This window comes from Chryseobacterium metallicongregator (assembly GCF_031324065.1).
Lineage (GTDB): Bacteria > Bacteroidota > Bacteroidia > Flavobacteriales > Weeksellaceae > Chryseobacterium > Chryseobacterium metallicongregator.
The window spans coordinates 1-11,373 of the sequence record NZ_JAVIXS010000001.1 but is presented as its reverse complement, the minus strand read 5'-3'; the positions used below and the strand labels follow the sequence as shown (position 1 = coordinate 11,373).

11 protein-coding genes are annotated in these 11,373 nt (G+C 38.0%); all 11 read right to left on the bottom strand.

What is annotated here, in order from left to right:
• Positions 1-13: 13 nt before the first annotated feature.
• Complete coding sequence (locus REB14_RS00055) at positions 14-1,690, bottom strand: NADPH-dependent assimilatory sulfite reductase hemoprotein subunit (protein WP_309521160.1); 1,677 nt, start codon at positions 1,688-1,690, stop codon at positions 14-16.
• 42 nt (positions 1,691-1,732) lie between these two features.
• Positions 1,733-3,445 carry a diflavin oxidoreductase gene (locus REB14_RS00050; RefSeq protein WP_309521159.1) on the bottom strand — a complete coding sequence of 571 codons (1,713 nt, stop codon included), beginning with the start codon at positions 3,443-3,445 and terminating at the stop codon, positions 1,733-1,735.
• The gene (gene cobA, locus REB14_RS00045) at positions 3,435-4,280 is read right to left on the bottom strand and encodes a uroporphyrinogen-III C-methyltransferase (protein WP_309521158.1); all 846 of its coding nucleotides are present in this window, start codon (positions 4,278-4,280) and stop codon (positions 3,435-3,437) included. The genes REB14_RS00050 and cobA overlap by 11 nt, the downstream gene beginning before the upstream one ends.
• 23 nt (positions 4,281-4,303) lie before the next feature.
• On the bottom strand, positions 4,304-5,215 hold the full coding sequence (gene cysK, locus REB14_RS00040; protein WP_309521157.1) for a cysteine synthase A: 912 nt from the start codon (positions 5,213-5,215) through the stop codon (positions 4,304-4,306).
• Positions 5,216-5,242: 27 nt separating this feature from the next.
• Positions 5,243-6,073, bottom strand: a complete 831-nt coding sequence (epsC, locus tag REB14_RS00035) for a serine O-acetyltransferase EpsC (protein WP_309521156.1) — start codon at positions 6,071-6,073, stop codon at positions 5,243-5,245.
• A gap of 5 nt (positions 6,074-6,078) precedes the next feature.
• Complete coding sequence (locus REB14_RS00030; RefSeq protein ID WP_309521155.1) at positions 6,079-7,317, bottom strand: sulfate adenylyltransferase subunit 1; 1,239 nt, start codon at positions 7,315-7,317, stop codon at positions 6,079-6,081.
• A 106-nt stretch (positions 7,318-7,423) separates the two neighbouring features.
• A complete protein-coding gene (gene cysD, locus REB14_RS00025; protein ID WP_309521154.1) occupies positions 7,424-8,332 on the bottom strand; it encodes a sulfate adenylyltransferase subunit CysD in 909 nt (302 codons plus the stop codon).
• Positions 8,333-8,344: 12 nt separating this feature from the next.
• Positions 8,345-9,058, bottom strand: coding sequence for a phosphoadenylyl-sulfate reductase (locus REB14_RS00020; protein WP_309521153.1), 714 nt, complete (start codon positions 9,056-9,058; stop codon positions 8,345-8,347).
• Positions 9,059-9,141: 83 nt separating this feature from the next.
• On the bottom strand, positions 9,142-9,558 hold the full coding sequence (locus tag REB14_RS00015) for an RrF2 family transcriptional regulator (RefSeq protein WP_309521152.1): 417 nt from the start codon (positions 9,556-9,558) through the stop codon (positions 9,142-9,144).
• Positions 9,559-9,805: 247 nt separating this feature from the next.
• Positions 9,806-10,300 carry a GNAT family N-acetyltransferase gene (locus REB14_RS00010; protein ID WP_309521151.1) on the bottom strand — a complete coding sequence of 165 codons (495 nt, stop codon included), beginning with the start codon at positions 10,298-10,300 and terminating at the stop codon, positions 9,806-9,808.
• A 191-nt stretch (positions 10,301-10,491) separates the two neighbouring features.
• On the bottom strand, positions 10,492-11,373 hold an 882-nt coding region (locus REB14_RS00005), incomplete at its 5' end, for a T9SS type A sorting domain-containing protein (RefSeq protein WP_309521150.1).

Below are 11,373 nucleotides of genomic sequence, written 5' to 3'. Positions count from 1 at the left end.
ATTAGCCATATAATTAATTTAAGGTATGTAAATAACGGTATGAAAAATCACCAAATGTTTCTTCTGCAAGTCTTTTCTGTACATAAATTCCGAAAAGCTCATCCAGCGTTGTAAGAATTTCTTCTTCACCAATATTTTCTTTAAATTTTGTATTCAATCTCATTCCCAGACGGTCTCCTCCGATGTGAAGGTTATATTTTCCATAAGCTGTACCCACAAATCCGATTTCAGCATTGGGAGATCTCCCGCAGCCATTAGGACATCCGGTCATACGAATGGTAATATCTTCTTCCCGCAGACCATATTTTTCAAGGATAGGTTCTATTTTAGTTACCAGTGAAGGCAGATAACGCTGTGCTTCAGCCAAAGCCAGTGAACAGGTATTCAGGGCAACACAGGCAACAGAGTTTTTACGTAATGCACTGGCTCCGTTTGTATACTCTGAAATTCCGTGTTCTTTTAAAATATTTTCAATGTCACCTTTATCTTTATCATCAATATCAGCCAGAATAAGGTTCTGGTTACAGGTAAAACGGAAATTGGCTTTACCAGTTTGTGCGATTTTTAATAATCCTGATTTTAAAGGATATTCTGTTGTATTAAGGATTCTTCCATGCTCTACAAATACAGTATAAAACCATTTTCCTTTATGATTTTGAATCCAGCCATAGCGGTCTTTTCGCTGTTCAAACTTAAATTCTCTGGCGGGTTCAAAACTGAAACCTGTTCTTTTTTCTACTTCCGCTCTGTACTGGTCGATACCCAATTTATCAATCGTATATTTTAACCTTGATAATTTCCGGTCGCTTCTGTTTCCGAAGTCTCTTTGTACCGTAATGATTTCGTAGACAGCCTTCAAAACTTTTTCTTCCGTATCTACAAACCCAAGAATGGAGGCAAGACGTGCATAGGTTGCTTCGTTTCCATGAGTGGCACCAAGTCCTCCTCCGGCAGCAATGTTGTAGCCAACAATTTTATCATTTTCGATAATAGCAATTAAGGCAATATCATTGATGAATACATCCACATCGTTATTAGGTGGAACAGCTATCCCTATTTTCAGCTTTCTGGGAAGATATCTGTCCTGATACAGAGGATCTTCTTCTGCTTTTCGGTCTACCAGAAGTTCATCATCAATCCAGATATCATAATAAGATTTGGTTTTTGGAAGACACATCTCACTGATTTTTCCAGCGAGTTCATAAGCTTCCTTGTGCAAAGGTGATTCTGAGGGGTTGGCTGTACACGTTACATTTCTGTTGACGTCTCCACAAGCGGCAATAGAATCCAGATGCTGAAGATTGAAGCTCTGAATGGTAGGTCTTAAATGAGATTTTAAAATACCATGCAGCTGAATGGTTTGTCTTGTTGTTACTTTAATGGTTCCCGTAGAATGATCTTCTGCTGTTTCATGCAGTCCTATCCATTGTTCCGGAGTTAAAAAGCCACCGGGAAGTCTTAATCTGATCATATAAGAATATAGCCATTCCAGTTTTTTAGAGACACGCTCTTCCCTTCGGTCTCTGTCGTCCTGTTGGTACATTCCATGAAATTTGATCAGAGTTTGATCATCTTCCCTTATGGCTCCGGTAAAATTATCAGCAAGGCTCTCTTTTAAAGATCCTCTGAGCCCGTTACTGCTGGTTTTAATCCTTTCTACCGGTGAAAGGTTTTCTTTATCATTATTCATAATTGTTTCCTTTAATTTTTTACGAGTACTTCTTTATCCCATTTAATAAACATCTTTGGAATATCTGCCGCTAAGCTCCATTTCTTCCAGATAAAGGGCTGCATCTTCTTTGCTTCTTTTTCCTTCATTCTGAATGATTGTGAGAAGTGTCTGTTCTACATCACGAGCCATTGGTTCCTTGGCTCCACATACATATACCGATGCTCCTCCTTCCAACCAATAAAACACTTCCTGAGCCTTTTGTTCCAGTCTGTGCTGCACATATACTTTTTCAGCTGTATCTCTCGAAAATGCAAGGTCTAAATGCGTCAGGCTGCCCGTTTTAAGAAAATCCTGAAGTTCAGCCTGATAAAGAAAGTCTGATACAAAGCTTCTGTCCCCAAAAAACAGCCAGTTTCTTCCTTCTGCCCCTGTGGCATCACGCTCCCAAAGGAAAGATCTGAATGGAGCGATTCCTGTTCCCGGACCAATCATAATAATGTCTTTATCAGCTTCCGGCAGTTTGAAATGTCCTGCATCCTGAATATAAAATTCAATGTCTTCACCTTCTTTGAATTCGCTCAGGAAACCACTGCATAATCCGTTGTGTTTCTGATGGTCAATAAAGAACTCCGATTTAGCGACAGTAATATGAATTTCAGTATCGCCATGCGCTTCCACAGAGGAAGAGATTGAATACAAACGAGGTGACTGAGCGGTTAATATCTGAATGATTTCCTCAAATTCATCTGCATTTTTTACCGGATAAATTCTAAGCAAATCAAGAAGACTTAATCTGACTTCAGGAATGGAATATCCTGTTATTTTCGCATATTGAGCAACAACGGATTTAAGCAGATAGCTGATGTTAAGATGCTTGTGCAAAAGTTCTTCTACAGAATCCGTAATTTTTGTTGTTTCAACCTGTTTCTGAGGATCAATTCCTGTCAGAGCAATAATTTCGTCTACTACAGATTTTGGATTGAAAGGAATTAATCCTAACGCTGCACCAGGTTGATAAGCCAGTGATTCTTCTGTTTCAATTTCGATGTGATACGTTTCTTTTTCTGAAGTAATATCATTCAGATTGATGATTGCTGAGACTTTTCCCTGGTATTTTTTTCTTCCGGTGGAAACCTTTGGAGCTGAAATGCTTTTTGCACTTTGACCAACATTTTTATTAACCGTTTCAAATACATGTTCTATCCAATGGGAAGCTTCCTGTTCGTAATCAATATCACATTTTTTTAATGGAATGATACGCTGAGCACCCAATATTTCAAAACGTGAATCTACATCTTCCCCGGTTTGGCAGAACAGAGGATAACTGCTGTCTCCCAAAGCCAATACTCCAAATTTAAGTCCGCTAAGATTAATTTCATTTTCATAAATATAATCATAGAACTTTTTGGCCAGCACTGGTGGTTCGCCTTCTCCCTGAGTGCTGATCACTACGAAGAAAAACTCTTCTTTAGCCAGATCTTTGGGTTTGTACTGAGAAAGGTCAGCCAGTTTTACCTGAAGTCCTTTTTTCTTCACAATACCAGCCAAAGCTGTCGCTAATTTTTTACTGTTTCCGGTTTCTGTTCCGTAAGCCAGTGTTATTTTCTTTACAACATTTTGTGAAGTATTATTGGTTTCCTGAGGCGGCAGTACAGCGGTCAGTGATGATCCTCCGGCGATCCCTGCAAGATATCCGCTTGCCCAGATGGCTTCGTCTCTGGAGAGGTCTCCGGAGATTTGTTTTAATACGTTTAATTTAGTTTCAGACAGCATATTCAAAGAAATTTTGAGTGGTAGGAATTAGACTTCCGTTTTCTACTGATTTAAAATAAAGACCTTCCTGCTCAGCATTTTCCAGCCATGAAAATTCTTCATGAAGGTTAACAATTTTACCAACAACAACCAATGAAGGTGAAGCAAAGTTTTTGTCTCCGAATTTTTCATTAAAATCATCAAATGATGAAGTGTACACCTTTTGGAAAGGCGTTGTCGCCTGTTCAATGACTGCAATTTTTTTATCACCAGAAATCTTAAGCTGTTTCAGCTTTTCTACAAGAGGGGTAAGATTTCCTTTAGACATATAGAAAACAAGGGTATCATTGGTTAAAGCCAGCTCTTTCCAGTATTCTTCACTCACAATTTCTGATTTATAATACGTCAGAAAACGCACTGATGTAGAATATCCTCTTGCTGTTAAAGGCATTCCTGCAAATGCGGCTGCTCCTAATGCGGCTGTAATTCCCGGAATAATTTCGTAAGGAATATGATTTTGCTTTAAAGCCTGCAATTCATCCAGAATATTAGAGAATATAGAAACGTCTCCTCCTTTAAGCCTGACAATAGTTTTGTTCTGAAGGGCATATTCCACCATCAAAGTATTGATATGAGACTGTGGTGTGGAAGCATTTTTACTGCATTCTTTCCCTACATAGATGATTTCTGTGTTTTCATTGACGTAGGTTTCCAGAATCTCCGGACTTACAAGGCGGTCACATAAGATGACGTCTGCTTCTGCGATTGCTTTTACTGCTTTTACAGTGATCAGTTCAGGGTTGCCGGGCCCTGCACCGATAAGGAAGACCTTTGGTGATTTTATATTTGTTTTCATTGAAGTAGGTGTTATTTAAGGATTTAGAAGAGTCCTTCTACGGACAGATATCTTTCTCCGGTATCGTAATTAATGGTAAGAATTTTAGCGTTAGGTTGTATTTCCGGTAAATGTTTGGCGATGGCTGCTAAAGCAGCTCCTGTGGAAACTCCTACAAAAAGGCCTTCTTGTTTAGCGGCATTAAGGGCATATTCATAAGCTTCCTCCTTGCCTACTGTGATCACTCCGTCTAAAAGAGTAATATCCAGGATGGAAGGTACAAAGCCTGCTCCTAATCCCTGTAATGGGTGTGGCGCCGGGCTTCCTCCGCTTAATACAGGGGATAATTCCGGCTCTACAGCAATAACTTTTACGTTAGGATACTTTTCTTTTACTGTTTTTGCGATTCCGGTGATGTGTCCTCCGGTTCCTACTCCTGTAATGATGTAATCCAGGCCATCCGGGAAATCTTTTAAAATTTCCTGTGCGGTGGTTTCTACGTGTACTTTTACATTGGCAGGATTGTCAAACTGTCTTGGAATCCATGAACTTGGGGTTTCTTCAGCAAGCTCGTTGGCTTTTTCAATAGCCCCTTTCATTCCTTTTTCTCTTGGGGTAAGTACGAATTCTGCTCCATACGCTTCCATAATTTTACGGCGTTCTATACTCATGCTTTCCGGCATGACAAGGATCAGTTTGTATCCTTTTACAGCAGCTACCAAAGCGAGTCCTATTCCTGTATTTCCGCTCGTAGGTTCTATAATGACACTGTCTTTATTTAATAATCCTTTGGTTTCTGCATCTTCAATCATTGCTAATCCAATTCTGTCTTTAATGCTTCCGCCAGGGTTGCTTTTTTCAAGTTTGATCCAGATTTCATGATCTGAACTGAAGAGTTTATTAATTTTTACGACGGGTGTGTTTCCAATCGTTTCTAATGCGTTCTGAAACTTCATATCAATATACTTTTTATTTTTGTTTTTTTAAATCACAAAGGTTAATGATTCCGGTAATGAAGTATTATCCTTTATTTTTATTTCACTTTTGTGATAGACCAGAGAGTTGGCAGGAACATCTTGGGTTACCCAGACATTTCCTCCTATGATACTTTCTCTGCCTATGGTTGTTTCACCTCCCAGAATGGTGGCTCCCGAATAGATGATCACATCATCTTCAATATTGGGGTGCCTTTTCTGATGGGCTTTTTCTTTGGAAACATTCAAGGCTCCGAGGGTTACTCCCTGATAGATTTTGACATTGTTTCCTATAATGGTTGTTTCTCCAATCACGATTCCTGTTCCATGGTCAATAAAGAAAGATTTTCCAATGGTCGCTCCCGGATGAATATCAATTCCCGTTTTACTGTGGGCATATTCTGAAATGACACGTGGTAGAATCTTCACTTCCTGACTCCAAAGCTGGTGCGAAATACGGTAGACATAGGTGGCAAAAAAGCCTGGATATGCCAGATATACCTCTTCCAGAGAATCTGCTGCCGGATCAAATTCCAGAATAGATTTTGCATCCAGAACCAACTGGTCATACAGTGTCGGCAAGGCTTCAAAAAATTGATTGACTTGTTTTTCAGTAAGATCTTTATCTCCTGCAACGGTATTAATTAAGTCAGAAAGTGTCTCCTGCAAGGCTTCAAAATTTCTTTTCAGCTGTTCTTCAGTATTGTCATTCTGAGGCAGGAAAAGTGTTTCATACAAATCCTTCACCCATTTTTTGGTCTTTATTTTATCAAAGAATCCATGAATGCTGTTTTGCTTTGTCTGATGAATTCTTTCAATTAATTGATCGGAAATTGCCATTTTTTCTATTGAATTATACAGGCTGCTACCGTTGAATTAGACGTTTCATCTACCAAAATGGCAGAGCCCGTTGTTTTATTATTGGTAAAGCTGTCATAGACCAAAGGCTGTGCCGTTCGCAGGGTAACTTTCACAATTTCATTGAGTTTAATTTCACCATCTGCCTGTTCTCTGATAAGAGTATTAACATTGATTTTGTAATCAATCTCTTTTACAATGGCTTTAATAAGTCTGCTGTTCTGCTGCAGAAGGTATTTATTCCCGGGCTGCAAAGGTTTCTGATCAAGCCAGCATAACAGAATTTCAAGGTCTTTTTCAACCGCAGGAACATGTTCTTCCGTAGCAAAAATATCTCCTCTGCTGATATCTACATCGTGAGCCAAATGGATAACGGCTGGCTGACCTTCAAAAGCGTCTTCTTTTTCAATGCCATTGATCTCAATTTTGGTGATCTCAGTGGTCAGATCTGCAGGAAGAATTTTGATTTTGTCACCTTTTGTGAACTTTCCGCTTAATATTTGTCCGGCATATCCTCTGTAATCGTGTAATTCTTCCGTTTGAGGTCGAATCACATACTGAACCTGGAAACGGCTTCCATTATTTGTTTGTTCATGCAGCGTTACTTCTTCAAGATACTCAAGAAGAGAATTTCCTTCATACCAATCTGTTCTGGAAGATTTTGAAACAATATTATCTCCTTTTAATGCAGAGATCGGAAAATAGCTTACGTCATTTAATCCCAGATTTTCTGCAATTTTTGCATATTCTGATTTTATATTTTCAAAAACTTCTTCGGAATAATCTACCATATCCATTTTATTAATGGCTACAGCTACTTTTTTTAATTGTAATAAAGAAGCGATGATGGAATGTCTTCTGGTCTGTTCTATCACACCTTTTCGTGCATCAATCAGGATGACCATCAGATCAGAATTGGATGCTCCGGTGATCATATTACGGGTATATTGTACATGCCCGGGAGCATCAGCAATGATAAATTTTCTTTTTGCCGTTGAAAAATAACGGTAGGCAACATCAATAGTGATTCCCTGTTCTCTTTCTGCACGCAATCCGTCGGTTAGAAGAGCAAGGTCTACCCCGTCTTCATTTTTATTTTTAGAATGTTTTTCAAGGACTTCCAATTGATCCTGTAAAATACTTTTGCTATCGTAAAGCAGTCTGCCGATAAGGGTACTTTTACCGTCATCTACGCTTCCTGCTGTTATAAATCTTAATATATCCATCCGATTTTTGTTATAAATAATGAGTAATTGGTAATGAGTAATATTCTGTGGTTAAGAAGTAAAAGCTGTCTATTCTATTACTTATTACTCATTGCTGATTGCTTATCTAGAAATAGCCTCCTTTTTTTCTGTCTTCCATGGCGGCTTCTGTTACTCTGTCGTCAATTCTGGTTTCGCCACGTTCTGAAATTCTGGTGGCTACAATTTCTTCTATGACAGCATCTATTGTTACAGCATTAGACTCTACAGCTGCTGTGCATGTCATGTCTCCTACGGTGCGGTAACGGATTTTTTTTGTGGTGATGATATCTTCCGGTTCTAATACAACATGTGAAGAATTGGCAAGCCATTGACCATTGAAATCGATTACTTCTCTTTCATGCGAGAAATAGATGGAAGGGAGTGCAATTTTTTCTCTTCGGATATAATTCCAGATGTCAAGTTCTGTCCAGTTGCTTATAGGGAAAACCCTTACATTTTCTCCTTTGTGGATTTTTCCGTTAAAAATATTCCAAAGTTCAGGACGTTGCAGTTTAGGATCCCACTGTCCGAATTCATCACGAACGGAGAAGATTCTTTCTTTTGCTCTTGCTTTTTCTTCATCTCTTCTGGCTCCTCCGATGCAGGCATCAAATTCAAATTCTTCAATGGTATCAAGTAGCGTATAGGTTTGAAGCCAGTTTCTGCTTGGGAATTTACCTTTAGCCTCAGTTAATTTTTTACTTTTTATGGTATCTTCCACTTTCCTCACGACCAGATTAACATCTAATTCTTTTACCAGCTGATCACGGAAATCCAATACCTCCTGAAAGTTGTGTCCGGTGTCTACATGAACAAATGTAAACGGGATTTTCCCATGGAAGAAAGCTTTTCTCGCCAGATGAGCCAGCACAATACTGTCTTTTCCTCCACTGAATAATAAAGCCGGACGCTCAAACTGACCTGCTACTTCTCTTAATATATAGATAGATTCGGCTTCTAACTGATCTAAATAGTTTAACTGATGTATTGACATTTTTTTCTTTTTTTATTGATGAATATGCAGACCGCATTCTTTTTTGTTGGCATCTTCCCACCACCAACGGCCTGCTCTGAAATCTTCTCCTTCTTTGACCGCTCTGGTACAAGGCTCACATCCTATGCTTACAAATCCTTTTTTATGAAGGTGATTGTAGGGTAAGTGATGATCTTTTACATAGGATGTCACCTGTTCTGTCGTCCAGTGAAGGATAGGATGAAATTTTATGATCTTATTATCCGGATCCCATTCTAATTGGGGCATATTTTGCCTGTTGGGAGAATGTTCCGCTCTCAGACCGGTGATCCATACTTCATAGCCTTCTAGTGCTTTTCTTAGTGGGTGAACTTTTCGGATGCTACAGCATGCTTTCCTTTTCTCTACAGATTGATAGAATGAATCAGGGCCATTTTCTGTGACAAATTCTCTGAGTTCTCCCGTATCCGGATAATAGGCTTTGATCTTCTTTTTAAAGAAAGCCTTGGTGGAAGTCCAGGTTTCATAAGTCTGTTCAAAAAGTCTTCCCGTATCCAGGGTAAATATTTCAATATTTAAATCTTTAATCAGATGAGTGATGACCTGATCCTCGTAACTGAAACTGGTTGAAAAGATCACTTTACCCGGGAATCTTTCAGTCAGTATTTGCAATACATTGGTTTGAAAAGATGCTTCATTAGCCTCTTTCACAAGTTTTTCGAATTCATTTTCCAGACTGTTATTCATTTTGAATTGAGATTTAAGTCTTGCAAATATATATAAAATTCTATAACTCCTATCAAAATAGTAGAATTTAAATAAAAAAAATTTTATCCCTTGGTAATAAACTTAGTAAGAGTGGCTTCCATCATGCTTGTTCTGGTCTTTTCACGAACGATCATTAATTCTTTTCTCAGATAGCAGACAGCTTCATCTACACAGTCATCACATGCTTCGTAAAAGTTTAAAGATACACAAGGTGTAAGCGCAATGGGACCATCGAAAATACGGTAAATGTCTGCTAATGAGACCTCATCGGGTGATTTCAGAAGGTAATACCCTCCTACTTTACCTTGTTTACTGTTGACAAGTTTTGCTCTTTTGAGTTCGAGAAGAATTTGTTCCAGAAATTTTTTGGGAATGTTTTCGTCCTGTGCAATAATGGAAGTTGGCAGAAAGCCCTGGTTATAATTCCTTGCTAATCTGACCATTGCTTTAAGCGCATATTTGCAACGTTTCGACATCATAATTTCTGCAAGTTATGATAAATATCTGATAAATGAAATGTTTTTATAGCTGAAGACTTTGTACTTAGTCACAAAAGATTTTAAAAACACTTAAGTTGATTTTAAGTAAGAGATAAACTTTCGGGAAGTTCTATTAAGCTTAAAAAAATCAAATATTTTTTATTGCCTGAGATTATTTTAGTCTAAAAATATGCACAAGCATCTGTGTAAATCTGTGAAATCTGTGGAAAAAAGATACTCAATAAGTTTACCCTTTCTTCAATATAAAGTAAGCCAGTTCTCTATCCTCTCGTACCAGATTTTCAATTCTGCTGAAGCCACTTTTTAAAAGTACTTTTTGAGATCCTATATTATCAAGATCGGTTACAGCCACAATATCTTTCTGATGATTCAGTGAAGAACAATAATCAACAAGAGCTTTACAAACCTCAGTTGCAAGTCCTTTACCCCAATACTCTTCTCCTAAGGTATAGCCGATTTCTAGTTGTTCCGGATTGTCAAGGAAGACTCTTGCGAGGCACATTCCTACAAAATCCTGATTTTGGGTATTAAATATTCCCCATCTGCTGAAGCTTCCTTCTGTGTAATCAGATAATGCCTTATCAAACATTTCTTTATACTCTTCCGGAGTTTTGTAAGGCAGATACCGGGTAACATTTTCATTTTCAAAAAGACCAGAAAATAAAGGGAATTCTTCGGGAGTAAATTCGCGGATGGTGATGGTGTCGTTTTTATAATGCACTGAATATTTTTATCAAAGAATAAAATTACATAAATAAATGGAGAACTGCTCATAAATAGGATAAAAAATTGGGCTTACCATGAAGCCCAATTAACTGCATATGAATACTAAACTATTATTCATATTTCTGAGAAAAGTGTTTTGTTATTTAAAATGTTTTAAACCAGTCTGTAACTGCTTTGAGTTTGATTCTATTTTTTAATGAATTTTTGGGAAGATTTTCCTAAAGTGGTTTCAATATCAATTAAATAAGTTCCGCTTAGGAAGTGTTTAACATCCACCTTATCACCAATAATTTTAGCATTCATTTTTCTTCCAAACATATCGTAAACAGAAATTGATTTAATTTTTCCTTTTGTTTTAATATTCAATACATCAGAAGCCGGATTTGGATAGATGGATGTTTCTGAGTTTGTTGTATCAATGTCTGCAATGGATAATGGTAATGCACAAGGCGTTGTAATACTGCCATATGGTTGTGTATTATATCCAAATTCAGTTACAGAATAACCTGAACCATTGGCCCCAGCAATCAGTTTGAAATAACCGTTAATGTTGTAGCCATCGAATTGGTTTCTAAAACCAACATAAGCTGTTTTGCCTGACCAGGTAGTGTATGTAGGAGTGTAGACATCCAGTTGTCCGGGAGTATAAGTAGGATAACCTATATTATTTGCATTAGTTATGGTGGTGCAGGCTGGAATTAAACTGATATTTCTTGTTCCTGTTTCACATACTAATCCTTTCCAATAGGTTTCCAGTTTTAATTGATTTGCAGCATAATACCAGGCGCCATATCCTGCATCATCACTAAGTTCCGGGTTAATGATAAAATATTTCCAAGGTGCTCCGGAGTTGGTTGTTACGGTTGTTGCTGTTGGGTTGGCATAGCTTTCCAGAGGAGTCCCTGTAACTATTTTATAAGGATCTTTATAAGAAAAAGTTAATGCTAAAGCTGTTGTGGATCCTAGTGAAGTTGTACCTCCTGTTATAGCTGGATTAAGGAAGGTAATTGATGAATTGAGAACCTGGCTTTTAGGGTGACTGGTTGCCGCACCATTTATGGTAAGTGT

Excerpts from the sequence above, each read along its gene's own strand:
- REB14_RS00030 (WP_309521155.1), bottom strand. The coding sequence starts at position 7,317 with ATGGATATATTAAGATTTATAACAGCAGGAAGCGTAGATGACGGTAAA.
- REB14_RS00055 (WP_309521160.1), bottom strand. The coding sequence starts at position 1,690 with ATGAATAATGATAAAGAAAACCTTTCACCGGTAGAAAGGATTAAAACC.
- cysD (WP_309521154.1), bottom strand. The coding sequence starts at position 8,332 with ATGTCAATACATCAGTTAAACTATTTAGATCAGTTAGAAGCCGAATCT.
- REB14_RS00050 (WP_309521159.1), bottom strand. The coding sequence starts at position 3,445 with ATGCTGTCTGAAACTAAATTAAACGTATTAAAACAAATCTCCGGAGAC.
- cysK (WP_309521157.1), bottom strand. The coding sequence starts at position 5,215 with ATGAAGTTTCAGAACGCATTAGAAACGATTGGAAACACACCCGTCGTA.
- REB14_RS00015 (WP_309521152.1), bottom strand. The coding sequence starts at position 9,558 with ATGATGTCGAAACGTTGCAAATATGCGCTTAAAGCAATGGTCAGATTA.
- epsC (WP_309521156.1), bottom strand. The coding sequence starts at position 6,073 with ATGGCAATTTCCGATCAATTAATTGAAAGAATTCATCAGACAAAGCAA.
- REB14_RS00020 (WP_309521153.1), bottom strand. The coding sequence starts at position 9,058 with ATGAATAACAGTCTGGAAAATGAATTCGAAAAACTTGTGAAAGAGGCT.
- cobA (WP_309521158.1), bottom strand. The coding sequence starts at position 4,280 with ATGAAAACAAATATAAAATCACCAAAGGTCTTCCTTATCGGTGCAGGG.